The following is a 25,856-nucleotide window of genomic DNA, read 5'->3' on the forward strand; positions in this document are numbered from 1 at the left end:
TCAACAGTGAGTGACCGCACCACGGTGACTCCGTGAGCCCGCGGCCCCGGCCCGCCTCCCAGGCGTTCGGGGCCGCACCCTTGTCCGGATGGCCCTGTCCGGATGCCTTGTCCAGATCCCCTTTTCGATCCCGGTGCGCCCGGGAGCGGCTCAGCCGGCGCCGGACGCGCAGTGTTCGAGCAGTTCGGCGGTCGGACCGTCGGTCACCCGATAGCGCACGACCCGCCCGTCCTTGTCGCCCTCGACCACCCCCGCGGTGCGGAGCAGACGCAGGGCCTGGGACACGGCGGCGTCGTTCATGCCGGTCGCGATTGCGAGGTCGGAGACGGCGAGAGGGCCCGCCCGGTGGAGGGCCAGGAGCAGGGCGAGGCGACGCGGGTCGGCGAGGAGGGAGAAGCGGTCGGCCCAGGTGCGTACGTGCCCGGGCTCACCGATGGCGGCGACGGCGTCGCAGACCCGGTGGCCGTCGATGGTCCGGCGGTCGGCCCGCTCGGCGGGGACGAGATGCATGGGGCCATCTTCGCAGGCGACCCCGGGACGCACGCCGCCGTCTCCCCGCCCGTCTCCGATTCCCATTTTGTCTCCGTCTCCGTCTCCGTCTCCGTGTTCGCCTCGGTCTCCGTCTCGGTCTCCGGAACGGCCAGCGCGAGCAGCCGTATGTGATCTTCAATACCTGCGTAGCTGTGCAGCTTTGCAGGAGACCCCGGCCACGCCTACGGTTGGCGGGCCGTGGTGTTCGGGAAGACCGGTGACGGCCCCTCAGGGGCCCAGACCGGAGCGGCCCTCGCCACTGTGATCGGGGAGTTCCCGTCCCGTGCCGCCTTCGGGTGGCGCCACTGGCCGCGAGGCCGGGAAGGCAGGGCCGGGCGCGTGCACCCGTCAGCCAGGAGACCGGCCGCGGCATCTCACGAAGTGATCCACGAGGTGCTGGAGCGTGACCGCATGACCCTGCCCACGCAGTCGTCCCCATCCGCAGCCGGCTTCCGCTGGCGGCGCGAGGACACCGTGCGGACCGGTGTACTCCTGGCCGTGATCGCGGCGCTGCACGTCGTCGCGTTCGGCATCCTGTTCCTACTCGTGGTGCCGGAGCACTACGAGGTCGGCTCCAAGGCGTTCGGCATCGGCCTGGGCGTCACCGCCTACACCCTGGGCATGCGGCACGCCTTCGACGCGGACCACATCGCCGCGATCGACAACACCACGCGCAAACTGATGGCCGACGGCAAGCGGCCGGTGTCGGTGGGCTTCTGGTTCGCGCTCGGGCACTCCAGTGTGGTGGTCATCCTCGCCGCGCTCATCGCCGGAGGCACCCAGCTGGCCGGGCGGATCATGAACGAGGGGTCCAGTACGCACCAGGTGCTCGGTGTCATGGGTACGACGATCTCCGGGTCGTTCCTCTACCTCATCGCCGCGCTCAACCTCGTCGCGCTCATCGGGATCCTGCGGGTCTTCCGGGCGATGCGGGCCGGTACGTACGACGAGGCCGAGCTCGAACAGCACCTGGATTCCCGGGGGTTCATGAACCGGATCCTCGGCCGCTTCACGAAGTCCATCACGCGGCCCGGGCAGATGTTCCCGCTGGGCTTCCTCTTCGGCCTCGGCTTCGACACCGCCACCGAGGTCACGCTGATGGTGATGGCGGGCAGCGGTGCGGCGGCCGGGCTGCCCTGGTACGCGATCCTCTGCCTGCCGCTGCTGTTCGCGGCGGGGATGAGCCTGTTCGACACGCTGGACGGCACGTTCATGAACTTCGCCTACCAGTGGGCCTTCTCCAACCCGGTACGCAAGGTCTTCTACAACCTCACCATCACTGGCCTGTCCATCGCGGTGGCCTTCTTCATCGGCACGATCGAGCTGGTGGGCGTGCTGCACGACAAGCTCGACCTGCGCGACGCGGTGACCGGCTGGATCGCGGGGCTCGACATGGACAACGTCGGCTACATCATCGTCGGCCTGTTCGTGGTCGTCTGGGCCGCGGCCGTGGCGTACTGGCGGCTGGCCAAGGTCGAGCAGCGGTGGGCAGTCCGCCCCGCCGGCGGGAGTTGAGACCGGCGGGGCGGCAGCCGCGTATCGGCTAGGAGCGGGCGCTACGGCCGCGAGCGAGGGCGAATCCGGCCGCGGCCAGACCGAGGACGCCGACGATCAGTCCGGCGATGCCCAGACCCCGGGCCGTCGAGTCGCTGCTCGACGCCGAGCTCTTGGCCGCGGCAGCCGGAGACGAGCCCGAACGGGACGCCGTACCCGAGCCCGACGACGAGTCCGAGGTGGAAGCCTCGTCGGAACCGTCCTCCCCCGCATCCTTGGCGGTAAGCGTGAGCACCGGCGCCGGGTTCTCCGGCTCCTCGCCGCCCTTCGGCGTCTCCTCGATCCAGCGGGCGACATTGCCGTCCGAGTAGGTCTGCAGCGTCTTGAAGCTCAACTCGTCGGTGTTGTCCGGGAGCTGACCGAAGGCGACGTCGAAGTCCTGGTACTCGCCGTGGCGGATCCTGCCGCCGGTCCAGGTGATCTCGGAGACGGCGTCGGTGATGGTGCCGTCGTCCGTCTTGATGGGCGTCTTGAGCTTGGTGGTCGTCACCTTCGCGGTCCAGCCCGCCTGGGGCGTGACCAGGACGCCCAGGACCGGATGGTCGGTGGGCAGGAAGACCTGCACCTTGGTGGTGCTGGCGGTGTCCTCCTCGTTGGGGACGCGGAAGGTCAGGACTCCGTCCGTGGCGCCCTTGGCGTAGCTCTCGGGGTGGACCGTCACATGCGCGAAGGCCGCGCCCGCGGCGGTCAGGACTCCGACCGTGGTGAGGGCGGCGACAAGGCCGGCTCGGCGCAGGGTGGTGCGGATCGGGGACATCAGGGGAACTCCGTACGAGTGTGGATGCGGTCAGGGCATGGAGGCGAGCCCTGCCGGCGGTCCCCGACGGGAGACGGCGTGCCGCAGCAACAGCTGCCGAAGTGGCCGCGGCGCCACGTGATTCCGGGATACGACGTCCCGGCGGGCCCGTGTGTGAGACGGTCCCGTCCGTACCCGCCACCACGCCGCGAGCCCCGGTACGAGTGCCACGGCCCGCCGCAGCAGGGACCACAGCGCGGCTTCGCCGCGCCGCAGCCACCAGGTCGCGAGCAGGGCGGCGGCCACATGCGCGGCCGTGGCGTGGGGCGTCAGGGCGTGGGTGTGCGCGCCGGTCATGTGCGCCCCGTGCATGTTCATCGCCATGCGCGGCCGAGCGGCCTCGAACCCGAGGTGGAGTCCGGCCTGTGCGGCCAGCATTCCGCCGCCGATCCCGAGCAGCGACCGCTCCCGGCCGCCCAGCAGACAGCCGGCCGCGAAGACGGCGAGCAATCCAGCGCCGTCCGCCCAGAGCGGCGGTGCCTCCCCCGTCGCCAGCCCGTGCCCCCCGCCGGCCAGCAGCACGCACAGCACGGCGAACACCGCCGCGCGCAAGCTCCGTACTGCCAGGGACGCACTCATGGAGCCCAGATACTGCCACGGCGAGCGAGCGGGCGTCGCGGCTTCCGGAGCAGCCGCCTCCTCCCGGGTGGCGCGGGCGGCCCAGGGGGCGTTGCCGTCGCTCGGGTAAGGTCCGGTTGCCCCTGGGGGACCTGACATGCGACTTCGCTGTGCCGTGCTGAACGACTTTCAGGGCGTCGCGACCGAGATCGCAGACTGGTCGCCGGTCGCGGGCGAGGGGGAGGTCATCAGCTTCACCGAGCGCTTCCCCGGCGAGGACACGCTGGCCGCCGCCCTCGCGGACTTCGACATCGTCGTCACCTTGCGCGAGCGGGTGCCCTTCCCGGCGTCGCTGCTGGCCCGGCTGCCACGCCTGAAGCTGCTGATCGCCTCCGGGATGCGCAACACGATGATCGACTACGCGGCCGCCGAGGCACACGGCGTGACCGTGTGCGGCACTCCGAGTACCTCGACTCCGCCGGTCGAGCTGACGTGGGCGCTGCTGCTCAGCCTCGCGCGGGGCATCGTCACGGAGCACAACGCACTGCGATCGGGCGGCCCCTGGCAGAGCACCGTCGGCGCCGATCTGCACGGCCGCCGGCTCGGTCTGCTCGGACTCGGGAAGATCGGCGGCCGGGTGGCCCAGGTGGGCCTCGCCGTTCTACCCACAGGTTTAACCAGATCTGCCCACAGGCGGCTCTACGCGTATCGGTAAATCCTGCTGTGATCCTCCAGCTCGTCCGGTGTCACGCCCCACGGAGGCATCCCCTCGTGTCGTGCGACGACCCGCCCGTGCTGCCGGTTGACCGGACCCGGCGGCCGCGCGGGCAGATAACGGGCACCCCGGTGCCGCTGCCGCCAGCGCGACCACTGGAAGTCCACGAAGGCGTGGTGCAGCCAGAAGACGGGGTCGTTGACCGAGGCGCCCCCGAGCATGGCGCCGCCGACCCAGCGGTGGACCCGGTTGTGATTGCGCCAGGCGGCACTGCCGGATCCGCGCCCCCACCCTTCGAGCTTGTTGCGGAAGCCTTCGGTGGACGTGGAGTTCCAGGGGTCCTTGTCATAGACGGGGTCCGCCAGCGCCGAGTCCAGCTCACGCTTCGTGGGCAGCTCGATCGGGTTGTCGCGGCGGCCGAGGTCACGGGTGAGGAACTCACCGTCGGTCACCCCCTCCTTGACGGTCCACTTCCCGTGCGCGTAGGCGAAGGGCCCTGTCATGACCTGGCGGTCAAAGCGCCGCCCGTTGCCCCCGAGCAGGTCCTCGGTCCAGGGCGCGGAGGACAGTGTCCGATCCCGCGTCCAGTCCCAGTACGGCACGCTCACCCCGGAGTCCACCCGGCGCAGCGCCCGCTCCAGCTCCAGCAGGAACTGCCGGTGCCAGGGCAGGAAGGAGGGCGCCATGTGGGCCGTACGCAGCCCGCCGTCGCCGTCCGAGACGTAGTACGCGATGTGCGTACGGACGAATTCGTCGTACTCGCCCCTGCGTTTGACCTCCAGCATCGCGGCGACGAAGCGCCGCCGCTCCGTGCGCGTCAGCGTGCTGACGTCCTTACGCGTGTACGCCATGGTGATGGCTCCCCTCCCCGTGCCTGCCGCGCAGTTGCTCCGAGGGGCCCAGTTCGTCGACGGCCGCGCGTGCGGCGGCGAGCGCGGTCGGATACGACTGGTAGTGGTCGACCATGCTCATGTAGGTGCCGTCCGCACGGCGCATCAGAGTCAGCGGCCGCCCGTCCACGGTGACCCGCCACTCACCGCCATCGGACGGGGCGCCGCCCGCACCCGTCTTCGCACCGAGGATGCGACGGCCGCGGTACACCTCGTCGAACGAGAAGTCCCCGGGCCGCGGCGCCCGGGAGGCCGTGAGGACCGGTGCCAGTGCCACGGCGACGGCCGACGCGAGGAGACCGCGCGTCATCTCCCGCCGGGTTCCACGCACGGGGGCCACGACATGCGCCGGCTCCACCGGCTTCGGCGGACGCGCCAAAGCCCCGCTCGACGTCCCGCCCGCTCCCTGGCTCGACACTCTGCTGACGAACAATGCTCTCTCCTCGGCGGATTCGGTCGGGATCAGTAGTCGGGTTCAGCGGTCGCGCTCTTTGGCCGGGTTCGGTGGGCGCGTCCGCAACGCACGACGTCCGACCTCCGACGTACGCCTGCGGTTGCGGCTACTTCCCCGGCCCCATGGCCACGTTCGCCCCGGGCGCCATCTGCAGCAGCGGCGTGAGTACGGCGGCCTCGGGGGACTCGAGGACTCCGAATCCGTAGCGCGTAACGATCCTGAGAACACCTTCAGTTCAAGATCTCCCAGACGGGCCCCATGGTCAGCCGGTCCAGAAATCCCACCATCGAGTCAGGATCAACATGCCGATAATGCCGATGTGCAACAGCGGCAGGACCCAGGTGAATTCCCCGAGAAACCTCTTCAACCAGCCGGGTGCGGGCAGAATTTCATTTCGTACGTTGAACGATGTCACGTACCAGAACATGAGGATCGTGGCGACCCACGCCAGACAGCACCACAGGCACAGTGAATTGATGCGATACAGCGACTCGAACTGCAGCCACGTGCAGAATCCGACACCGAAAAGCGTGCCCGCGTCGAAGGTCAGCCAGTACCAGTGCGGAAAGGCCGCACCGGCCAGCAGGCTCACGCCGACGCAGATGACGATGCCGTACGCCACCAGGCCCAGCATCGGATTGGGGAACCCGAAGGCCGAGGCCTGGTCGCTCTTCATGATGTTGCCGCAGGAGACGACCGGGTTCAGGCTGCACCCCGGCACGAAGCCCGGGTCCTCCAGCAGCTTGAACTTGTCGATGGTGATGACCCACGAGGCGAGCAGCCCGGCCGCCCCCGTGATCACCAGCAACAGGGCGAACGCGCGGCTGCCGCCCACGGCCCGCACGGCCGCACCGCCGCCGTCCGCCACCCCTACCGCGGCGGACGACATCAGCTGCACAGACTGCGCGCGGGCAACAGCACGTGCGCCGCGCTGAGCAGGACCTCCTCGTCGCCCGCGAAGGCGGCCAGGCTCTCCGGCGCGACGGGCTTGCCGGGCTCGGCCTCCGGCCAGGGGCGGGTGGCGAACAGGAAGTAGGCGTAACCGCGTTCACCGACCGCGGCGAGCCACTCCGGCGGTACGACGCACTGGGCGTTGAGGTACGGCATGGTGACGACGGCCTGCCCCGCCTCGACGAGGAGGGTGAGCGGCAGGTTCGGCTGCCGGGAACCGTCGAGGAGTGTGTCACCGACGGGCAGACCGTTGCTCCGCAGCAGTTGCTCGATGGCGACCGTGGAGGCCTCCGGGCCGCCTTCGCCGTCGCCCAGGGAGTAGGCGAGGAGATAGGGCATGTCGCCCTCGGGGGCTTCACCGCTGAAGGCCATAACGGCCAGCGTGCCGAGATCGGCGGCCCTGAAAGGGCGCGTGGCGCTTGAAGTTGAGTTCACCGCGGAACCTTATCGACGCACCCGAACGGATTTCGCCGCTTCCTCACTCGGTCGGGCGACAACCGGGCGGGCGACCACACGAACGAGGGATGCGCCTCGAACAACACGAAGGGCCGACTCCGCCGGGTGCGGAATCGGCCCATTCGGTCTCTGCACGACTTCGGTCTTAGCGCGACCTCAGTCTTCGTACGAACTCAGTCTTCGTACGACGTCACTTATTGGCACACTTGTTGCCGAACGCGGGGTTCAGCGCGCCGATGATGTTGACCGTGCTGCCGCACAGGTCCACCGGAATGTTCACGGGGACGTGAATGACATGGCGGAGGAACACCAGACCCCGCCCGCCGGCTGGAGACGTTCGAGGGCCTGATGGGCCGGATCGCGGGCCGTTTCACGCGGGCCGAACCCCGATGCCGGGCACGGTTGCTTGTGGTGGGACTGCTGGTCCGGCCGGCCGCGCAAGGCCTGCTGGACCATCGCCGCGCATGCGGGGCACGCCACCCCGGACGGCCTGCGCGAATACGTCGTGCAGCACCTCGGCCACACCGACGCCGTCCAGGTCATCGACGAGACCGGCGATCGGCACCCGCACGGTGGGCGTGCAGCGTCAGTGCACCGGCACGGCGGACAGGATCGACAACTCCCAGGTCGCCGTCCACCTCGTCTACGCCACCGCCACCGGGCAGCCGGGACACCACCAACTGCTGGTCCATACGAAGTTGGCCGGGACCCGATATCGGGTCCCGGCCAACTTCGGTTGTACGGCTTGGCTTACGCGACGGGTGCCGACGTGGACAACGGCGCCCCGGCTGCCTCGGTCGGACGTCAGGACTTCTTGCCGGGGACGACGACACTGCTGGTGCAGGTGACCTGGCTGTGCGCAGTCGGACAGGTCTGCGTTGACTTGTTGACGAGGTAGACGTTTCCGCCCTTGTCGGTGGTGAGCTTGTACTCGCTCACCTGCACGCAGCGAATGTGGCCCTTGCCATCGTCTACGCACTTGCCGGGACCATCAGCACCGAAGGCCTGGACGGCACCGACACCGATCAGAGCGAAGCTCCCCAGGACTCCCGCTACCGCTGTGATCTTCTTCGAATTGAACATCTGTCATTTCCTTTACGGTCGACCCGCCGTGACTGGACGGCGGAGTCGTTCCGGACGCTTGGACCGGCAAGAAGCCAGGTGGCAGGCATTGGGGCTCGAACCGGGTGTCCGAGCCCCAATGCCTGCCTAGATCACCTGATCAGCGATCAGCGATCACTTGCCGAGGGCGAAGTTCTGAGTACAGGTCACAGACTCGCGCTCGCTGTTGTCCTGCTGGGAGAAGCCGAGGAGACCAACCGAAACGTTGATGTCATCGATGTTGATGAGCCCAGTGGTCGAGTCGTTCTGCGCGCACGACTGCGTCTGGTCGTTGTCGAGCTTGAACTTGTCGTCCCCGCCCGTGGCGTGGCCGACGCCGGCGCCCAGGAAGCTGACACTGCCGAGCATGGCCGCAACGACTACGGCCTTCTGGTACTTGCGCATTACCGCTCCGTTCTCAAGTTGACACAGTCCGTGATGGGCTGGTCACTGATCGTGACTTACTGTAGGTGACGTTTGCGTCGTTTGCCAGGCGAAACGCCCAATTGAGCATTTTTCTTGGAAAAGGAACGTCGTGACACTGCTGGACACACATCGGGCGGCCGCGCGCGCCTACGAGCCGACCGGACCCGCGCCGACCGTCGCAGGCGTCAGGACTTCTCGTCGGGGACGACGACGCTGCTGGTGCAGGTGACCTGGCTCTGCGAAGTCGGACAGGCCTGCGTTGACTTGTTGACGACGTAGACGTTTCCGCCCTTGTCGGTGGTGAGCTTGTACTCGCTCACCTGCACGCAGCGAATGTGGCCCTTGCCATCGTCTACGCACTTGCCGGGACCATCAGCACCGAAGGCCTGGACGGCACCGACACCGATCAGAGCGAAGCTCCCCAGGACTCCCGCTACCGCTGTGATCTTCTTCGAATTGAACATCTGTCATTTCCTTTACGGTCGACCCCCCGTGACTGGACGGCGGAGTCGCCCCGGACGCTTGGACCGGCAAGAAGCCAGGCGGCAGGCCTCGGGGCTCGGACACATGGTTCGAGCCCCGAGGCCTGCCTAGATCACCTGATCAGCGATCAGCGATCACTTGCCGAGGGCGAAGTTCTGAGTGCAGGCCAGAGACTCGCGCTCGCTGTTGTCCTGCTGGGAGAAGCCGAGAAGGGCACCGACCGAGACGTTGACGTCGTCGATGTTGACGAGCCCGGTAACCGAGTCGTTCTGCGCGCACGACTGCGTCTGGTCGTTGTCGAGCTTGAACTTTCCGTCCCCGTCCGCCGCGTGGCCGACGCCGGCACCCAGGAAGCTGATGCTGCTGCCGAGCATGGCCACGACGACTGCGGCCTTCTGGTACTTGCGCATTACCTCTCCGTTCTCAAGTTGACACAGTCCGTGATGGACTGATCACTGACAGTTGCTAAGGTAGCGGCGTTTTCAGCTTTTGCCAGGCGAAACGCCTAGTCGCATATGTTTCTTGTAAAAAGGAACGTCGTGGCGCTGCCCTGCAACATCCGGTGGCAGAACCCGGGTCGAGGCGTGGCCAAGCTCATCGCCGGGCCCTGTACGAACTGGTCCAGTCCGACCGGCTCTTTCGCATGGCGTGACTGCACCTGGCCGAGACCCGAGCCACCGCGGGCGGCCGCGCGTCTACGAGCTGACCGGACCTGTGCCGGCCGACGGACGGGGACCGCCTTCGCCGCGACAGGCGACTCGGGGCGGCCCGCCTATACGAGTCCCAACAGCGCCTGGCCCGGGGGTGCGCAGCCCTGCCTTGCGGCTGCGGTGGACGGAGGAGAAGTCCGCCGACACCTACCTGGGCCGGACCGCGTCCCGGTAGCCGTGAGCGGCCATGAGCGGAAACCACCATCCGTACGGCGAAAGCCCTGTTCAAAAGGGTGATTCGGAGGTGATCGTCGTGACCGGTCCGAGGCCGCCGCGTTGAACGGGCAGTGCGGTCGCGCGTTCCGCTGCCGCACTTACCGAATCAGTAAGGAGAACGTGATGTCTCGCATCGCGAAGGTTGGCGCTGTCGCTCTCGGCACGGGGGCCGTGGTGCTCAGCGGGGCTGGTCTCGCCGCGGCGGCCGTCGGCGCCGAGGGTGCGGCGGTCGGCTCGCCCGGCCTCGCCTCCGGCAATGTGATCCAGGTCCCGATCCACGTGCCGATCAACTTGTGCGGAAACACCGTGAGCGTGATCGGCGCTTTCAACCCGGCCGCAGACAACCCCTGCGAGAACGGCGACGAGAAGAAGGACGAGAAGAAGAGCGCCAAGAAGGCCCTCCGCCACGGCCGCTGACGTCTGCCGTCCTGACCCGAGAGCCCCGGCACCCTCAAGCGCCGGGGCTTTCCCCATGAACCCGGGTCACCTCACGCGTACCGGTAGATCCGGCCGATGTCCTCCAGCTCGTCCGGGGTCACGTCCCACGGCGGCAGCTTCTGGTGCCGTGCCACGATCCGGCCGTGTTGTTCATCGCCGGGGCCCGGCGATGTCGCGGGGAGGTAGCGGGCCCGGCGGTGTCGGCGCTGCCAGCGATACCGCTGCAGGTCGATGAAGGCGTGGTGCAGCCAGAAGACAGGGTCGTTGACGGCGGCGCCGAGCATGGCCCCGCCGACCCAACGGTGCACCCGGTTGTGGTTGCGCCAGGAGATGCCGCCCCGGCCGGTACCCCAGCCCTCCAGCTTGTTGCGGAACTTGGTGGTCCAAGTGACGCCCGTTGCCGCCGAGGAGGTCGGCCGTCCAGGGTGCGGAGGTGGTCGTGCGGTCGCGCGTCCAGTCCCAGCACGGCACGGTCACCGACGAGTCCACCCTGCGTAGCGTGCGCTCCAGATCGAGCAGGAACCGGCGGCGCCACGGCAGGAAGGAGGGCGCCATGTGCGCGACGCGCAGTCCGTGCTCGCCGTCGGAGGAGAAGTGCTCGATGTGCATCCGCACGAACTCGTCGTACTCGCCGCGCCGTTTGACCTCCAGCAGCGTCTGGACGAACCGGCGCTTCTCGGCCCCCGTGAGCGTTCCGGCGTTCTTACGCACGTACGCCATCCGGGTCCCCCCTGTGCAGGTGTCCCCCGCCCACCGGTCCCGGAGACAGGTCGCGCAGCCGCTGACCAGGGCCGAGTTCGTCGACTGCGGCGCGGGCGGCCTCGAGCGGTGTCCGGTACGAGCAGCAATGGTCGACCATGCTCAGCCAGGTGCCGTCGGCGCGGCGCATCAGATGCAGAGGGCGGCCGTCCACGGTGACGTGCCACCGGCCGTCCTACGCTGCGCCGAACGCTGGGGTCCACACACCGCGGATGCGACGGCCGCGGTAGGCCTGATCGAGGGCGGTGTCGCCCTCAGCCTTCCCGAGTCCGGGGTGCTGCGGCCGAAAGTCGGCGACCACCGGAGCCAGGGCGGCGGCGAGCGCGCAGGCGCTCAGACCGCGCGCAATATCCCGCCGCGCTCTGCCCGCCTGTCCGGGGCGCGCCGGGCCCGGTGCTCCGTCCTCGGCACCCACCGGTACTCCGCCGATGCTGACGACCATGGTTCGCTCCTCGTCCGGTTCGGTTGTCGTAGCCGTAACCGCCGAACGTCCCGCGCGGTAACCGTCGCGCGGCCAGGCAAGTGATCACCCATGGTCGTCCCGGTGATCACCGGTGTGCATTTTCCGGTTGCAGACCGGGACGCGAGACCGGGTTGGCCCTGCGCACGGTCCGCAGCGTGGGGGCGAGGATCCCCATCCTCGGGCAGCTTGGGCTCCGGCAGACCGGATCGGGCCGGCGCCACTGGCCGTACATACGGAGAGACGGCCCTCGAACTGCACCGAGGACCGACTCCGTACGGCGTGGTCTAAGCCCTACAGCCACAGATTGCCGTGCACCGGCTTGGCGTCGTTCACCACGGTGGCCGCCTCCTTCGCCGTGTGGATCAGCGACTCCTTGCCGAGCATGGCCGCCGGCGTCACGCCGAGGGGGACCCTGGTGTTCACGCCGCCGCTGAGGCCGGTGGACGCCAGGTCGGGGGCGCTCTGACCGGTGGACGCCAGGTCGGGGGCGCTCGCGGCGAACGCAGGCGTGGCGGCAGTGGCGGCGATCAAGGACCCGGCAAGGACGACGGCAGCCTTCAGGGACTTCATCGTGTTCCTTTCTTCGGCAACGCAGGTCGCCGGAGGGGGGATTCTGTCGCCCTGCCTAACGAGCTGTGGTCTGGGCGGAAACTGGAGGCGCCGAAGATCGCGAGTCCTCATATGAGATCTCTGAATGATCGGGCCCAGGGACACGACAAGACCGGAAGAAAGTCGGGTAAAGGAAGGGAACAACAACAGTCGTGGCGCTGCTCCCGGACGCCGGCACCACGACTGGACGGGCGAGAGCCGTACCGCACGACGCTCACGAGGTCGGCAGCAGCACCGTCGTCCTCAACGTAGTCGCAGGGAGCGTGACGGCCGACACCGGAGACACCGACGTCGATGTCGACGTGCTGGGCAGCGTCGCCGGATCGGACCGGGTCGGCTCTGGCAGGTCGCTGTCGAGCAGCTCGGTGATGAGGTCATCCACCTCGGTCAGCCCGTCGTCGACCAACGAAAGCACCTCGCTGTCGTCACCGGAGGTGATCGCCTCCAGGAGGCTGTCAACGGCCTCCTCCACGGCGGCCAGCGCGTCCTCCAGGGCGTCCAGCGCGTCGCTCGTGGGGTCGGCGGCGCGCCGGGCGGGAGCCGGCCGCAGCACGCCCGTCGCCGGAGCCTTGGTGGCCGCCTTGGCCAGGGCGCCCTTCGCGGCGTCGCCCAGTTTCCTGGCCTCGGCGGCGGGCAGTTGGCCGTTGTCCGCCTTGAGCACGGCGTTCAGCAGGTCGGTGACCGGAGTGAGCTCGCCCCCGAGGATGTTGAGTTTCCTGACCTGCGCGAGAAGCGCGTCCGCGCCCGGGAGCCGCGCATCGGGCGACGCCGTATGGCTACGCTCGCGGGCCGAGTCGGCCGCCACGGCGGCAGTGCCGGTGATCCCGACCAGGAGGGCGGCGCACAGTGCGCTGGACGCGATGCGACCTGCGGGCAGAACAGGCATGGAGGTTCCTTTCGCGCGTCGGATCTTGAGGCCACCGTGAACCCGCCCATGGCTTCCTGCAACTGATCACGCGCTGTTCGTGATCCCGCGTTTCCCCCTGGCTCTGCGTCTTGCCTGATGAGGCGGCACGTCAGAGCGACTGCACCCCGGCACCGTTCGGGGAACGGCACCGGCCGCCGTCCGCGATGGAACTCCAGGGAGGGCGGCCTGCCGAAGGACTGGGTGCGGACGTCAGTCGTTGCCGCAGGTGTTGCCGAACGTCGGGTTCAGCAGACCGCGCCGCTCAGGGTGTTGCCGCAGACGTTGATCGGAATGTGGATCGAGACCCGGATGGCGTTGCCCGACAGAAGCCCGGCCAGTGTGCGGCGACGCCACTCGCGTCGCCGGCGGCGGAGGTAAGGACCACGCTCGTGACGATACGTAAAACTCTGCCGGCTATATGGCCAATTGGGTGATTTGAGAAGGAGCTGGCTTCACACCTCCGACACACTTGCCCGATTTCATCAAATTTCGCCGAATTATTCCTGTTGATGGCTAGAGTCGCTTACCTCCCGACGCACTCGTGCCGCTGCCTACCATCCCCCGTTCCGAAAGGGCAACGACGGTCATGCGCCATTCCCAGGGTCCGCCGCTTCGCCGTGCGACGGTGGCCGTCCTCACTCTTGCCGCCATGTGGACACCCGGCAGCTCCCCGGCCGCCGCACCGGCCGCCGCACCCCCACCGGAGGCGGAAAGACTCGCGTTCTCCCAGCGGTACAGCGCACACCAACACGGAGGCATCGTGCGCGCGGCCAACACCTCCATCAGCTGCACGCAGAGCGCGGCACCTTCGTGCCCGGACGTGCGGGCAGGCGGGGCCGGGGTGAACGGCGATTTCGACATGCTCTACGTCGATGTCGACCGCGACCCGAACACCTACAACTCCTCCCGCGCCGAGGTCCGTCTGCCCGCCGGCTCCCGGGTGTCGTACGCGCGCCTGTACTGGGGCGGCAACCTGCGCGTGGGCGAACAGAAGCCGCCGGAGGACAACGGGCGGGTGCTGATCGCCGAACCCGGCGGGGAGTACAAGAGTCTCGACGCGGACACGGTCGTCGGACACCGCGTGGCAGACGGCGCGGACGCCTTCCAGGCGTCGGCGGACGTCACGCAGCTGGTCCGGGAGGGCGGGCCGGGCCTGTACACCGTGGCGCAGGTCAACGTGGCCATGGGCAGATCGCCGGCCGGGGCATGGGGCGGCTGGACGCTGGTGGTGGTGTACGAGAACCCCACGGAGCCGCTGCGGCACCTCTCGCTCTGGGACGGCTTCACATCGCTGAAGTCCGGCTCGGTACAAGAGATCCGGCCGCAGGACCTGGGCTTCCCCGCGGGCGCGGGGGGCCGGGTGGGCCTGGTGGCGTACAACGGCGACCGCGGCACCACTGGCGACTCGCTCACTCTGGCGACCGGGTCCGCCTCCATCGCCCTCAGCAACTCCGCCAACCCCCAGGACGACGTCCTGAACTCCACCATCAGTGAGCCCGGAGAGGCTGGGGCGCGTGTGCCTGCGTACGCCAACACCCTCGGCTACGACTCCGACGTGTTCGATCTCGGAAGTGGCCTGCAGAACGCCGGTGACCAGTTGACTCTCCGGCTCCATTCCCAGCAGGACGCGGCGTGGGCCGGTGTGCTCTTCGTCTCCGTCGATGCCCAGCGGTGAACCCGCTGCCACGCGCCCAGAGCGCCTTCGTGAGCGAGGAAACCGCGCATATGCACCTGTCACCCACCGGTCCTCGGCCACGGGTCCTGCACCTCACTCAACCGGTGGACGGCGGGGTCGCGCGCGTCGTGACGGACCTGGTCCGGGCACAGCTGGCGTCCGGCCTGGATGTCACCGTGGCCTGCCCCGACAGCGCGCTCACCGCGGAACTGCGGGCGCTCGGTGCGAAGGCACGGCACTGGCCCGCGACGCGGTCGCCGGGTCCTTCGCTCGTGCGGGAAGTACGGCACCTGGCACGGGTGATCGACGAGGTACGCCCCGATCTGGTGCACGCGCACAGCGCGAAGGCCGGGCTCGCCGGGCGGCTCGCGGTACGCGGGCGGATTCCTACGGTCTTCCAGCCTCACGCCTGGTCGTTCGAGGCGGTCGGCGGGGGCACCGCCGCCCTGGCGCTCAAGTGGGAGCGCTGGGGGGCACGTTGGGCCGCGCGGGTGGTGTGTGTGAGCGAGGCGGAGCGCGCGACCGGCGTGCGCGCCAGGATCACCGGCCGATGGACCGTCGTCCCCAACGGCATTGATCCCGAGCGCTTCCACCCTGCCGCCGCCGACACCGTCCGGGCCGGGCTCGCACAGCTCGCCGACATCCACCCGGCAGCGCCGCTCGCGGTCTGCGTGGGGCGGCTGTGCCGGCAGAAGGGGCAGGACGTCCTGCTGCGGGCGTGGGAAGCCGTCGTGCGCAGGGTGCCCGACGCCCGCCTCGTCCTGGTCGGCGACGGGCCGGACCGCGACCGCCTTCGCGAAGACGCCCCAAAGTCCGTGCTGTTCGCGGGAGCCGTCACCGACGCCTCCCCCTGGTACCAGGCCGCCGATCTCGTCGTCCTGCCGTCCCGCTGGGAGGGCATGGCGCTGGCCCCGCTGGAGGCGATGGCCAGCGGGCGGGCCGTAGTGGTCACGGACGTCGACGGCGCCCGCGAGAGCCTGCCACCCTCCTTCGCCGCCCGTTGCCTGGTCCCGCCGGAGAAACCGGCGGTGCTGGCCGAGGCGGTCACCGAGCTGCTGCTCGACCCGCCGCTGCGCGAGTCGCTCGGCAACCGTGGCCGCCAACACGTGCTGACCACTCACGATGTGCGGCATACCGCTGAGGCGGTCGCAGACATCTACCGCGACCTGCTCGACACATCGCCCGCCACCAAAAGGGCGCGCCCGTCCCGAACGGGCGTGGGGGTCCCCCCGCTCGAGCGAAGCCGGGAGTGGGGGAGCGCCAAGGCCCGCAGCGCTGAGCACGGTCAGCCGCTCGACGCAGGCTGTGGCGCCGAGGCGAACCAGACAACACAGCGCATCGAGGCCACAGAGCACAGGGAGTCGATCCACTCGTGACCGCCGAACATACCGTCCCCTCCCCCGGCGTACAGCCACGGGACCACGGATTCTCAGCAGTCTCGGTCATGCCGCCGCGCGGCACCGCCGCCGGTTTCCGGTTCCCCGCCCCGCGGCGCCCGGACCGGTCGGCTTCACCGGTCCCGCTGCTCGTCGCGGACGGCATGGCCGCCCTGTTGGGCACGCTCGCACTCACCGAGGCCCAGCGCCAGCCGCCGCTCGTCACCCTGCTGATCATCGCATCGCTGCTGCCGCGCCCCCGCGACGGCCGGCCGGCGGTGCCGGGGCTGCTGGAGGAACTGCCCGCCGTGTGCGGCCGCATCACCGTGGCCTGGTTGGCGCTCGCGGCACTCTTGGCGGCGTACCGGCCTGAGCACGCATTGTCCGTCGGCACGGTGCTGACGGGCCTCGCCCTGCAGGGGGCGGCGGGCTGTGTGCTGCGCGGAGCCGTGCACGGGCGGCGGCGCGCCGCACTGCTCCGCCACCCGCACACCGCGCTCGTTGTCGGCCCGGTGGCGACCGCGCAGCGCGTGGCCACCGCCGTGCTGCGCCACCCGCGGTGCGGCGTGCGGCCGGTGGGGATCGTCGCCGAGCAGCCGGACGGCACCAAGGGCCTGCCGGTGCTGACGAGCGGCAAGGACGTCGAGCGTGCGGTCATCCAGAACGGGGTGCGGGCGGTGCTGGCCGTTCACCCCTCCGTACGCGCCGAACAGGGACCGCTGCTGCGGACGCTGGCCGAATCGGGTTGCGTGCTCTGGGAGGTCGACGCCGACTCCCCGTCGTACATGACGAAGGAGCGGCTGGCCGGGTTCTCCTGCCGGCGTCTGGACATGTCCCCGGCGCTCCGCGGCAGCGCGAGCAAGCGGACGCTCGACATTCTGGTGTCGGGGACGCTGTTGCTGCTGGTCAGCCCTCTGCTCCTGGCATGCGCGGGGGCGCTGCGGATCAGCGACGGGCCGGGCGTGGTGTTCCGGCAGGAGCGCATCGGCAAGAACGGAAAGCCGTTCACGCTGCTGAAGTTCCGTACGCACCGCCCGGTCGACGAGCACGAGTCGGCGACCCGGTGGAGCGTGGCGAACGAGAACGAGATGCGCTGGTTCTGCCGTATGTTGCGGCGCACCTCGCTAGACGAGTTGCTCCAGCTGTGGAACGTGCTCCGGGGCGACATGAGCCTGATCGGGCCGCGGCCCGAACGCCCTTACTTCGTCGGGCAGTTCAGCCAGACCTACCCCGGTTACGCGGCCCGCCACCGCATGCGGACCGGCATCACCGGCCTCGCCCAGATCCACGGGCTGCGCGGCGACACCTCGATCGAGGACCGCTGCCGGTTCGACAACGCCTACATCGACGACTGGTCGCTGTGGCAGGACATCTGCATCCTGCTGCGCACCGCGGGCAGCCTGGTGCGTCCGACGGGGAGCTGAGAGACGTGAGCCACGCCCTGCCATCGCTCCCGCGCCGGGCCGCCGCGCTGACGCCGGTCCTGCCCGTGGTGGCCGTGCCCGCCCTGCTGGCCCTGCCGCTGACGCCGGACGGCGCGGGGCCCGCCGACGTGATCTCAGGGCTGGCGGTGGTGTACTGCGTGATCCGTCAGCTGCGCGAACGACGGCGCCCGCTGTCGCTCGCCGCGGCCGTCGTGCTGGCCCTGCCGGTCGTGGGGCTCGCGCTCGCCGCCGTGGGAGCGTCCTCGCCGGAGGCCGGGCTCACCGGCCTGGGCCGCTATCTGCAGATCTTCGTGCTCGTCCCGGCGGCTGTGCTGCTGTTGATCCGCGACCGGGCCGACTTTCGGCTGCTGGCCTGGTCGTTCGTAGGGCTCGCTCTGTGCCAGGGGGCCGTCGGCGTTCACCAGTACGTCACCCGGACCGGCGCCACCTACCAGGGCGAGGACATCCGGGCGGTCGGCACCTTCGGGCCGCATGACGTGATGGGCATGGCGACGGTGGTCTCTCTCGGCCTGGTGTGCGCGGTCGGGATGGCGCTGGGCCCGTCGTCCGTACGGCAGCGGGCAACCGCCGCCGGATGCGCTCTGGCACTGCTGGCGCCGCTCGCGCTCTCCTTCAGCCGGGGCGCCTGGATCGCGACGGCCCTGACGTGCGCCGTGCAGCTGGTGCTGTCCGGACTGCGGCGCGCGCTCAAGGTGGCCGCGGCCGCGGCCGCCGCGGGCGTGATCCTGGTAGGCGGGTTCGGCGTCGGCACGGCGCTGCTGCAGCAGCGGATCGACAGCATCGCGCAGGTCACCGACGCCCCCGACCATTCCGTCGTCGACCGGTACACCCTGTGGGCGTCCGCCACCGACATGTGGCGCCAACGTCCGCTGACCGGCGTCGGGTTGAAGGGCTTTCCCGAGTACCGGGACGGACACGCCACCCTGGCGCTGTCGTCGGCCAGCGACATCGACGGCGCGGGAGTGGCGTACGACAGGCAGCCACTGCTGTCGCCGCACAACATGTACCTGCTGGTGCTGAGCGAGCAGGGCCTGATCGGGCTGCTCGCGCTCGCCGGGAGTTGGCTGGCGCTGCTGGTGTGCGGGCTGCGGGGGCTGCTACGCGTCCGCGACGGGGGACCGGGACTCGACTGCGCGCTCGTCGCCTGCGGGCTGCTGGTCTGGCTGCTGACCGACTTCGTGTACGGAGACATCGGCGGCCCCTCGACCGTGCTGACCGCTGTGGGCCTGGGGCTCGTGGCGTGGTGGGCACTGGCTGGTGACAAGCGGGTGGACGTGCCGCGGCGTGGGGTACGGGAGCGCGTCGAGGAGGCCCTGGCGCGATGACGGTGGTGCCTTCGCAACCCCCCGGAACCGAAACAGACGGCGCGGTGACCGTACCTGCGGCGCGTCCCGCCACCCTGGCCGGGGACAGCGCCGACCCGACCTCGGCATCCGGGAAGTTCCTCGCCAGGGCCGCGCTCGTCACGGCGTCGCTGTCCATCGCCGGCTCACTGCTCGGCCTGGTGCGCGATCAGGCGCTGGCGCGGCTGTTCGGTGCCGGGAGCGACACGGACGCCTTCCTGGTCGCGTGGACCGTGCCGGAGTTGGCCTCCACGCTGCTCATCGAGGACGGGCTGGCGATCGCGCTGATCCCGGCGTTCAGCATGGCGCTGGCCCGCCGCGCCCGGGGCGCCCCGGGCGACCCGGTCCGCGCCCTGGTCGTCGCCACCCTGCCCCGCCTGTGCCTCGCCTTCGCCGCGGTGGCCGCGCTGGTCGCCGGCACGGCTCCCTACCTGGTCCAGGCTCTCGCGCCCGGCCTGCCCGACCCCCGCCTCGCCACCGACTGCACCCGGCTCACGGCGATCTGCCTGCTGACCTTCGGGCTGGCCGGGTACTGCAGTGCCGTCCTGCGGGCACACCGCCGCTTCCTCGCGCCCGCGGCGATCTACGTCGCCTACAACACCGGCATCATCGCGGCGATGTTCCTGCTCGGCGAAGGCTGGGGCGTGCGCTCCGCCGCGGTCGGGGTCGCGGCGGGTGGCTGCCTGATGGTGGTGGTGCAACTGCCGTCGCTGTGGCGGCAACTGGCGTCGCGTGCGCCGACCCTCGGCGGTCCCGGGCCCGGGACCGGCGTCGAGGAGCGGCCGATGCAACTCGCCATGGTCGCCTCCGTACTCCTCTTCGCCCTGTGCCGCCAGTCGCAGGTCCTCGTCGAACGCTTCCTCGCCTCCACCCTGCCCGCCGGAGCCATCTCGCACTTGAACTACGCGCAGAAGGTCGCCCAGATCCCGATGACGTTGTCGCTGATGGTGTGCACCGTCACCTTCCCGGTGGTGGCGCGGGCGCTCGCGGACGGCGACACCGAACGGGCGCGCAGCCGCGTGGAGCGGGATCTGGCGCTGGCCTCCTGTCTGCTGCTGCTGGGTATGTGCGCGGTGATCGCCTGCGCCCCGCAGATGATCGAACTGCTCTTCCAGCGGGGCGCGTTCACTGCGAGCGACACCGCGGCGACGGCGGACGTCATGCGCGTGTACGCCCTCGGGCTGCTGGGCCAGACTCTGGTGGGCACCCTGGTCCGCTCGTACTTCTCGGCGGGTCGGCCCCGCTGGTATCCCGTGTGTGTGATGGCCGCGGGCATCGTTGTGACGTCCGCGATCGGCGCCGCGACCGTGCGCGCCTGGGGCGTGGCGGGGATCGCCGCCGCCAACGCCCTCGGCATCACCGTCACGGCCGCGCTGCTGCTCGCCGGCCTGCGAACGACGCGCCACAGCAGCCCCTACGGCGTCTCGATCCGCCTCCGGCAGGTACTGGCCGAGCTGAGCAGGCTTGTGCGTGCTGCGGTCGTCGCCATCGTCGCCGGGGTGTTCGTCGCCGGCCGGCCGGAGTCCCCGATGGCGGGTCTCGCGGCCGGCTGCCTGACCGTGACCGCCGTCTTCGTCCCGCTCACCTGGGCCCTGGGCGCCCAGGGCTCCGCATCCGCACTGCGCTCCGTACGCACCGTCACACGAAGGCTTCAACATGGTCGCTTCCGTTGATTCTGTCGACACCGGGAAACTCCCCGCCCCCCGCCCGGCCCCGTGGGTGGCGATGTACCACTCGGTGGGTGACTGCTCGGACGACCCGTACCGCATCACAGTCACGCCCGAGCGGCTCGACCAGCAGCTGGCCTGGCTGCGTCGGCGCGGTTTGCGGGGCGTGTCCGTGGCCGAACTGCTCGCCGCCCGCGCCCGGGGCGAGGGGCGGCGCCTGGTCGGGCTCACCTTCGACGACGGGTACGCCGATTTCGTCACCGACGCCCTGCCACTGCTGCACCGTTGGGACTGCGGCGCCACCCTCTTCGTGCTGCCCGGACGACTCGGCGGCGACAACACCTGGGACCCGCTCGGCCCGCGCAAGCCGCTGCTGACCGCCGACGGCATCCGGCACGCGGCCGCCGAGGGCGTGGAGATCGGCTCGCACGGGCTGACGCACGTCGACCTCACCCGGGCGGACGACCTCACCCTCAAGGCCGAGGTCGCCGAAAGCCGCTCGCTGCTCACGGAGTTGACCGGCACCCGGGTCGACGGCTTCTGCTACCCGTACGGCACGGTCGACGTCCGCGCCGTCGACGCGGTACGGGAAGCGGGATACACCTACGCCTGCGCCATCGACCCCGGCCCGCTGACCGGTCCGCACGCCCTGCCGCGCGTGCACGTCGGCCAGAACGACACGGCCTGGCGCCTGCACCTCAAGCACCGTCTGCACCGGCTGCGCCGGCGCCCGGTGGAGGGCCTGTGAGATGAAGGCTCTGCACATCATCACCGGCCTCGGCGTCGGCGGGGCCGAGCAGCAACTGCGCCTGCTGCTGCGCCACCTGCCCGTCGACTGCGACGTCGTGACGCTCACCAACCCCGGTGCGGTCGCCGAGGGGCTTACCGCCGACGGCGTCCGCGTCATGCATCTCGGCATGGGCGGCAACCGCGACCTGGCCGCGCTCCCCCGCCTGGTCCGGGTGATCCGCGCCGGTGGCTACGACCTGGTGCACACGCACTTGTACCGAGCCTGCGTCTACGGCCGGCTCGCCGCACGCATCGCCGGGGTCCGCGCGGTCGTCGCCACCGAACACTCCCTGGGCGACTCGCAGATGGAGGGCCGGGGGCTGACGGCAGGGGTGCGCGCTCTGTACCTCGCCAGCGAACGGATCGGCTCGACGACGGTCGCCGTCTCCCCGACGGTGGCCGACCGTCTGAAGCGCTGGGGCGTGCCCGCACCCCGCATCCAGGTCGTCCCGAACGGCATCGACCTGGACCGCTTCCGCTTCGACCAGGAGCGGCGCGAGCGCACCCGTCGGCGCCTCGGCCTGCCGGAGGGCGCGTACGTCATCGGGGGCGTCGGCCGACTCACCCCGGGCAAGCGGTTCGATGTCCTCGTCCACGCGCTCACCCGGCTCCCGGACGACCACTGGCTGCTGCTGGTGGGCGGCGGCCCCGAGGAGCACATCCTGCGCAGCACGGCCCGCGAGGCCGGCGTGGCCGACCGCGTCCTGTTCACCGGCGAACGTCCCTGCATCCCCGACGGCTCCCCCGGCCCTGACCTGCCCTCGCTCACTTCCGCGATGGACCTGCTCGCGTCCCCGTCCACGGAGGAGGCCTTCGGCCTGGCGGCCGTGGAGGCGCTGGCGTCCGGCCTGCCCGTGCTCTACGCCTCCTGCCCGGCGATCGAGGACCTGCCGCCGTCGGCCGCCGCCCGCGCCCGGCGTGTGCGCGGCGGCCCCGAGGCGTACGCCCGCGCGATCGCCGAGGTCCGCGCGGCGGGCCCCCGGCCGCGCACTGCACCGGAGGTCGCGCACCCCTACAGCATCACCCGCAGCGCAGCCCGCCTCATGGACGTGTATGCGGCAGCGGTCTCCAGTTCGTCCTCGTCCCTCTCACCTCTGGGAGCCAGCCCGTCATGACCGACACTCCGACCCGTCAGCGCAGCCTGCCTCTGGCCCGTTTCAGGAGGCTGCCGTCCTGGTCCATGCTCGCGGCCGGCACCTTCCTCGGGGGCCTGCTCGGCGGCGCGTACGGCATGCTCACACCCCCGACGTACACGGCCACCAGCTACGTCGTCGCCGTACCGACCGCGAAGTCCAGCCCGGACTCCGCCCTCGGTTTCGCGCAGGCATACGGCCGAGTCGCCACGCAGCTCGCGGTGCTCGGGGACGCGCAGGTGTGGGCGGGCGTGCCGGTGCGGACACTGCAGCACAGTGTGCGCACGGCGACCTCGCCGGACGCGCCGATGGTCGCCGTCTCGGCCACCTCCTCGCGCCCCGACCTCGCCGTCGACATGGCCAACGCGGTCTCCCGCGCGCTGACCCGGCACGCGGACGACACGAGCGGCAGCACCCAGGTCCGACTCGTGCAGTTCTCGCGGGCGGTGAAGCCGACCGAGCCGACGTCCGCGTCGCGGGCGGTGACCGCTCTGGTGGGCGCGAGCGCGGGCGGGCTGCTGGGCGGCCTGGCCCTGCTGACGCGGCCGAGGAAGACCGGTCAGGACGACGACCCCCTTCCCGGCGCCTCGGTGCCCGGCCCAGCCGCCGCCACCGATATGCGCGGACAGCGGTGACGTCGGTGGACCCGACCGAACTCGTCGCCGGCAAACGCACCTTCGCCGAGCCGGCCCGGGACAGGGAACGGCTGTACGGGCAGTGCCCGACGGTGGCGGCGGATCCTGAGGCGGGTCGGCCGCCACCGGCCGAGTCGGCTGGTGCGCCGGCGGGTGGGCTACCACCAGTCGAATCGGAGGCAGAGCTTCCCGCCGAGCCAGTACTCCACCCAGCTGCCCAAGTCCATCGGCGTGCACTGCGCCGGGGGCGGCGGCGTGGTGGGCGTGGGTGCGGTCGGCGTGGGTGTGGTCGGCGTGGGTGTGGGGGTCGGGGTCGCCTCGTCGACGCGGCCGAAGAGGACGGACCGGTAGAGGTCGGACGACCTCGGGTTGGCCCCGCACTGCCACACACCGTGCGGGCAGTAGTCGGTCAGCGTGTTGTAGAGCGGCCTTTGTTCGTCGAACCACTCGAGCATGCGCCCCACGTACTCGGCATTGTCGCCGTTGCGGAAGAGTCCCCATTCGGGATACGAGATGGGTTTGCCGTGGGCCTTCGCGAAATCCACATGGTCTTGAAGTCCGTAGGGCTCTGTCACCTGCTCGTCGAACGACATCCCGGTCGGCTGGTCGTAGGAATCCATGCCGATGATGTCGACCGTGTCGTCCCCCGGATAGCACTTCGTCCAGGGAACGGCGTCCAGGCCGCGCGCCGGCGTGAAATCGAACCGGAACTTCTGGCCCGGCACCGAACGCATGGTGGTGACGATCCTGTTCCAGTACTTCTTCCAGGCCTCCGGGTCCGGCCCGCAGCGATGGGTGTACGTGGTGCCGTTCATCTCCCAGCCGAGCACGATGACCGTGTCCGGCACCTCCAGCTCGACCAGCCGCTCGGCGAGGTCGCGGAAGTGGTGATCGAACTCCCCGGCCACGCCCTGCCGCAACAGTTGCCGGACTTCGGGGTCGGAGACACCCTCCTCGTTGCGCTCCTGCATGGGGACGTTGAGGACGAGCGTCCGGTCGGCCTCCTGGTTGCGCCAGTGCGCCCACGCGCCGAGGAAGCCGGGGGCACCCTCGATGTCTCGCCAGCGGTTGCCGGGCAGATAGGTGTGGCCGACGCGGAGCTCGGTACCACCCAGCCAATGGCTGAGCAGCGACATGCGGGCCACGCCGCGGGCGTCGGAGCCGAGAAAGGCACCGAAGGCCGGGACATCCTTGCCCCGTACCAGGGTGGTCGGCGCCGGAGGGCGAGGATCGTCGGCTCCCAGCACCCCCACCTGCGCCGGGTGACCGGACGCCAGGGCGATCGCCGCGGCGACCACCGCCGCGCCCGCAGCCAGCCAGCGAACCCGGATCCGCTTGCGCTGTGGGGCCATTCCTGCTCCTCATTTCGCTCTCGTCCAGCCTTCTGCCTCAGTTCACCTTATTGACGAGCAGTCATATGTAGTCAGGCATAGGGAAGCCAAGGACGCCATTTCCATTGCAACTTTCGAGTGCTGTGCTCGCCCGTATGGGGGAGCCGATCCGAAAGAAAGAGAGAGTTCGTGTCGATTTTCGACACCCGCATCCCCGCCGTACTGCTGCGGATCGACCAGAATCCCTTTCACCACGGAACGCTGGGGGCCGTGCGTTCGCTCGGCAGGGCGGGAGTGGAGGTGCATGTCGTCGCCGATTCAGCGAAAAGTCCCCTCCACACGTCGCGTTACGTACGTCAAATGCATCTCCCGCCGCTCCCGGGAGCATCCCCCAACGACATCCTCGTCGTGCTGCGCCGCGTGGCCGATCTGATCGCGCGTCCTGCCGTCCTGGTCCCGATGGACGATGCGAGCGCGATCGCCGTGGGACGGATGCGGGACGAACTCGCACCCTCCTACCTGCTGCCGACGATGCCGTACACGCTGCCCGAACGCGTCGCCGACAAGGCGGAACTGGCCGCCCTGTGCGCGTCCGCGGGCATCCCGCACCCGGTGACGCTGGTCCCGGACAGTCCGGCGCGGGCCGCCGACGACGCGCGGCAGCTCGGGCTGCCGCTGGTGGCGAAGTGGAGCCGGCCCTGGCTGCTGCCCGCCGGCAGCGGGCTGCGCAGCACGGTGCTGGTCCGCTCCGTGCAGCAGGCCCGGGAGCTGTACCTGCGCACCGAGGAGGCAGGCAGCCGGCTGCTGCTGCAGGCGTACCTGCCGCCGGGACCGGACCGGGACTGGTTCTTCCATGGCTACGCCGACCACTCGGGCGCCGTGCGCGCGGGCGGGCCGGGCCGCAAGCAGCTCGCCTGGCCGCGTGGAGCGGGGCTGACCGCGGTGGGCTGCTGGACGCCCAACCCGCAGGTGCAGGCGCTGGCCGAGCGACTCACCGGCGAGCTGGGCTACCGCGGCATCTTCGACCTCGACTTCCGCCGTTGCGGCGCGACGGGCCGCTATCACCTGCTCGACTTCAACCCGCGCCCCGGCGCCCAGTTCCGGCTCTTCGCGGACAGCGCGGGGCTGGACGTCGTACGGGCCTTGCACCTGGACCTGACGGGCCGTCCGCTGCCGGACGGAGCCCCGCTGGCCGGGCGGACGTTCGTGGTGGAGAACTACGCGCCGCTCGCCGCGCTGCGTGCGGCGCCGGGCGGGCGCGAACTGGCCTGGTACGCCCGGGACGACCGCGCTCCCGGACGAACGATGTGGGCCCTGTGGGGCCGTCATGTGTCCCGCCGGCTGCGTGAGCGGCTGGGCGCGACGGCGGCAGCACCAGCGCCACGGCTGATCCCCCGGGCGGCCTCGCCCTCCCTTACCGACAACGAGAAAGCGAGCAGTTGATG

At 70.4% G+C, this 25,856-nt stretch carries 27 protein-coding genes, 5 pseudogenes and 1 riboswitch; of the genes and pseudogenes, 14 read left to right on the plus strand and 18 right to left on the minus strand.

Translation table 11 applies throughout. The features are described 5' to 3' along the window. Positions 1-150 precede the first annotated feature (150 nt). Entirely contained in the window at positions 151-510 is a 360-nt protein-coding gene (locus tag OG975_RS17030; protein WP_406330107.1) for a winged helix-turn-helix domain-containing protein, read from the minus strand. Here OG975_RS17030 and OG975_RS17035 point away from each other — a divergent pair. Next, complete coding sequence (locus OG975_RS17035) at positions 505-663, plus strand: hypothetical protein (RefSeq protein WP_406330108.1); 159 nt, start codon at positions 505-507, stop codon at positions 661-663. The two genes, OG975_RS17030 and OG975_RS17035, sit on opposite strands and share 6 nt — an antisense overlap. A gap of 24 nt (positions 664-687) precedes the next feature. Then, positions 688-915, plus strand: a riboswitch (cobalamin riboswitch). Positions 916-942: 27 nt separating this feature from the next. Continuing rightward, a complete protein-coding gene (locus tag OG975_RS17040; protein ID WP_406330110.1) occupies positions 943-2,046 on the plus strand; it encodes a HoxN/HupN/NixA family nickel/cobalt transporter in 1,104 nt (367 codons plus the stop codon). A gap of 28 nt (positions 2,047-2,074) precedes the next feature. Here OG975_RS17040 and OG975_RS17045 read toward each other — a convergent pair whose 3' ends face one another. Both OG975_RS17045 and OG975_RS17050 read right to left on the minus strand, forming a co-directional pair. Further along, positions 2,075-2,842, minus strand: a complete 768-nt coding sequence (locus OG975_RS17045; RefSeq protein ID WP_406330111.1) for a YcnI family protein — start codon at positions 2,840-2,842, stop codon at positions 2,075-2,077. Positions 2,843-2,872: 30 nt separating this feature from the next. Beyond that, positions 2,873-3,460, minus strand: coding sequence for a hypothetical protein (locus tag OG975_RS17050; RefSeq protein ID WP_406330112.1), 588 nt, complete (start codon positions 3,458-3,460; stop codon positions 2,873-2,875). A 136-nt stretch (positions 3,461-3,596) separates the two neighbouring features. On the opposite strand from OG975_RS17050, the pseudogene OG975_RS17055 reads away from it, so the two are divergent. After that, a pseudogene (locus OG975_RS17055) lies at positions 3,597-4,097 on the plus strand (NAD(P)-dependent oxidoreductase); the annotation flags it as partial. 41 nt (positions 4,098-4,138) lie between these two features. Here the strand turns inward: OG975_RS17055 and OG975_RS17060 are convergent. From OG975_RS17060 to OG975_RS17080, 5 genes and pseudogenes are all read right to left on the minus strand, one after another. Continuing rightward, entirely contained in the window at positions 4,139-5,005 is an 867-nt protein-coding gene (locus tag OG975_RS17060; RefSeq protein ID WP_406330113.1) for a tyrosinase family protein, read from the minus strand. Further along, complete coding sequence (locus OG975_RS17065; RefSeq protein ID WP_406330114.1) at positions 4,989-5,354, minus strand: tyrosinase family oxidase copper chaperone; 366 nt, start codon at positions 5,352-5,354, stop codon at positions 4,989-4,991. Before OG975_RS17065 ends, OG975_RS17060 begins: the two co-directional genes overlap by 17 nt. Before the next feature lie 406 nt (positions 5,355-5,760). Then, positions 5,761-6,387 (minus strand): vitamin K epoxide reductase family protein, encoded by a 627-nt coding sequence (locus tag OG975_RS17070; RefSeq protein WP_406330116.1) that lies wholly within the window; start codon positions 6,385-6,387, stop codon positions 5,761-5,763. Next, a complete protein-coding gene (locus OG975_RS17075; protein WP_406330117.1) occupies positions 6,387-6,884 on the minus strand; it encodes a DUF5949 family protein in 498 nt (165 codons plus the stop codon). The genes OG975_RS17070 and OG975_RS17075 overlap by 1 nt, the downstream gene beginning before the upstream one ends. Positions 6,885-7,095: 211 nt before the next feature. Next, positions 7,096-7,194: pseudogene (locus tag OG975_RS17080) on the minus strand (chaplin); the annotation flags it as partial. 59 nt (positions 7,195-7,253) lie between these two features. Between OG975_RS17080 and OG975_RS17085 the strand changes: the two are divergent. Beyond that, a pseudogene (locus OG975_RS17085) lies at positions 7,254-7,579 on the plus strand (IS701 family transposase); the annotation flags it as partial. Between the two features lie 130 nt (positions 7,580-7,709). Here OG975_RS17085 and OG975_RS17090 read toward each other — a convergent pair. From OG975_RS17090 to OG975_RS17105, 4 genes are all read right to left on the minus strand, one after another. Next, complete coding sequence (locus OG975_RS17090; RefSeq protein WP_406330118.1) at positions 7,710-7,988, minus strand: hypothetical protein; 279 nt, start codon at positions 7,986-7,988, stop codon at positions 7,710-7,712. Positions 7,989-8,141: 153 nt separating this feature from the next. Next, positions 8,142-8,411 carry a hypothetical protein gene (locus tag OG975_RS17095; RefSeq protein WP_406330119.1) on the minus strand — a complete coding sequence of 90 codons (270 nt, stop codon included), beginning with the start codon at positions 8,409-8,411 and terminating at the stop codon, positions 8,142-8,144. A 206-nt stretch (positions 8,412-8,617) separates the two neighbouring features. Continuing rightward, complete coding sequence (locus tag OG975_RS17100) at positions 8,618-8,896, minus strand: hypothetical protein (RefSeq protein WP_406330120.1); 279 nt, start codon at positions 8,894-8,896, stop codon at positions 8,618-8,620. 153 nt (positions 8,897-9,049) lie between these two features. Further along, positions 9,050-9,325 carry a hypothetical protein gene (locus OG975_RS17105; RefSeq protein WP_406330121.1) on the minus strand — a complete coding sequence of 92 codons (276 nt, stop codon included), beginning with the start codon at positions 9,323-9,325 and terminating at the stop codon, positions 9,050-9,052. 639 nt (positions 9,326-9,964) lie between these two features. Between OG975_RS17105 and OG975_RS17110 the strand changes: the two genes are divergently transcribed. Then, a complete protein-coding gene (locus tag OG975_RS17110; RefSeq protein ID WP_406330122.1) occupies positions 9,965-10,258 on the plus strand; it encodes a chaplin in 294 nt (97 codons plus the stop codon). 71 nt (positions 10,259-10,329) lie between these two features. Here OG975_RS17110 and OG975_RS17115 read toward each other — a convergent pair. From OG975_RS17115 to OG975_RS17135, 5 genes and pseudogenes are all read right to left on the minus strand, one after another. Continuing rightward, positions 10,330-10,999, minus strand: a pseudogene (locus tag OG975_RS17115) (tyrosinase family protein). After that, positions 10,983-11,480 (minus strand): annotated as a pseudogene (locus OG975_RS17120) (tyrosinase family oxidase copper chaperone). The pseudogenes OG975_RS17115 and OG975_RS17120 overlap by 17 nt, the downstream one beginning before the upstream one ends. 312 nt (positions 11,481-11,792) lie before the next feature. Further along, a complete protein-coding gene (locus OG975_RS17125) occupies positions 11,793-12,071 on the minus strand; it encodes a hypothetical protein (protein WP_406330123.1) in 279 nt (92 codons plus the stop codon). 253 nt (positions 12,072-12,324) lie between these two features. Further along, on the minus strand, positions 12,325-12,996 hold the full coding sequence (locus OG975_RS17130) for a hypothetical protein (protein ID WP_406330125.1): 672 nt from the start codon (positions 12,994-12,996) through the stop codon (positions 12,325-12,327). Positions 12,997-13,262: 266 nt separating this feature from the next. Then, positions 13,263-13,355, minus strand: coding sequence for a chaplin family protein (locus OG975_RS17135; protein ID WP_406336300.1), 93 nt, complete (start codon positions 13,353-13,355; stop codon positions 13,263-13,265). 248 nt (positions 13,356-13,603) lie between these two features. Here OG975_RS17135 and OG975_RS17140 point away from each other — a divergent pair, with 248 nt between their 5' ends. The 8 genes from OG975_RS17140 to OG975_RS17175 are packed head-to-tail and all read left to right on the plus strand — an operon-like array spanning position 13,604 to position 23,080. Beyond that, positions 13,604-14,692 (plus strand): DUF3344 domain-containing protein, encoded by a 1,089-nt coding sequence (locus OG975_RS17140; RefSeq protein ID WP_406330127.1) that lies wholly within the window; start codon positions 13,604-13,606, stop codon positions 14,690-14,692. A 50-nt stretch (positions 14,693-14,742) separates the two neighbouring features. After that, positions 14,743-16,068, plus strand: coding sequence for a glycosyltransferase (locus OG975_RS17145; protein WP_406336302.1), 1,326 nt, complete (start codon positions 14,743-14,745; stop codon positions 16,066-16,068). After that, entirely contained in the window at positions 16,065-17,492 is a 1,428-nt protein-coding gene (locus OG975_RS17150) for an exopolysaccharide biosynthesis polyprenyl glycosylphosphotransferase (RefSeq protein ID WP_406330129.1), read from the plus strand. Before OG975_RS17145 ends, OG975_RS17150 begins: the two co-directional genes overlap by 4 nt. Positions 17,493-17,497: 5 nt before the next feature. Further along, entirely contained in the window at positions 17,498-18,838 is a 1,341-nt protein-coding gene (locus OG975_RS17155) for an O-antigen ligase family protein (RefSeq protein WP_406330130.1), read from the plus strand. After that, positions 18,835-20,529, plus strand: coding sequence for a murein biosynthesis integral membrane protein MurJ (gene murJ, locus OG975_RS17160; protein ID WP_406330131.1), 1,695 nt, complete (start codon positions 18,835-18,837; stop codon positions 20,527-20,529). Before OG975_RS17155 ends, murJ begins: the two co-directional genes overlap by 4 nt. Next, on the plus strand, positions 20,513-21,271 hold the full coding sequence (locus OG975_RS17165) for a polysaccharide deacetylase family protein (RefSeq protein WP_406330132.1): 759 nt from the start codon (positions 20,513-20,515) through the stop codon (positions 21,269-21,271). Before murJ ends, OG975_RS17165 begins: the two co-directional genes overlap by 17 nt. A gap of 1 nt (position 21,272) precedes the next feature. Then, positions 21,273-22,427, plus strand: a complete 1,155-nt coding sequence (locus tag OG975_RS17170; RefSeq protein ID WP_406330133.1) for a glycosyltransferase — start codon at positions 21,273-21,275, stop codon at positions 22,425-22,427. Further along, positions 22,424-23,080 (plus strand): lipopolysaccharide biosynthesis protein, encoded by a 657-nt coding sequence (locus OG975_RS17175; RefSeq protein WP_406330134.1) that lies wholly within the window; start codon positions 22,424-22,426, stop codon positions 23,078-23,080. The genes OG975_RS17170 and OG975_RS17175 overlap by 4 nt, the downstream gene beginning before the upstream one ends. Positions 23,081-23,238: 158 nt before the next feature. Here the strand turns inward: OG975_RS17175 and OG975_RS17180 are convergent, their stop codons facing one another. Further along, positions 23,239-24,432, minus strand: a complete 1,194-nt coding sequence (locus tag OG975_RS17180) for a glycoside hydrolase family 26 protein (RefSeq protein WP_406330135.1) — start codon at positions 24,430-24,432, stop codon at positions 23,239-23,241. Between the two features lie 168 nt (positions 24,433-24,600). On the opposite strand from OG975_RS17180, the gene OG975_RS17185 reads away from it, so the two are divergent. After that, the gene (locus tag OG975_RS17185; RefSeq protein ID WP_406330136.1) at positions 24,601-25,854 is read left to right on the plus strand and encodes an ATP-grasp domain-containing protein; all 1,254 of its coding nucleotides are present in this window, start codon (positions 24,601-24,603) and stop codon (positions 25,852-25,854) included. The last annotated feature ends 2 nt before the right edge of the window (positions 25,855-25,856 follow it).

It is taken from the genome of Streptomyces sp. NBC_00203 (assembly GCF_045206325.1).
Lineage (GTDB): Bacteria > Actinomycetota > Actinomycetes > Streptomycetales > Streptomycetaceae > Streptomyces > Streptomyces lutosisoli.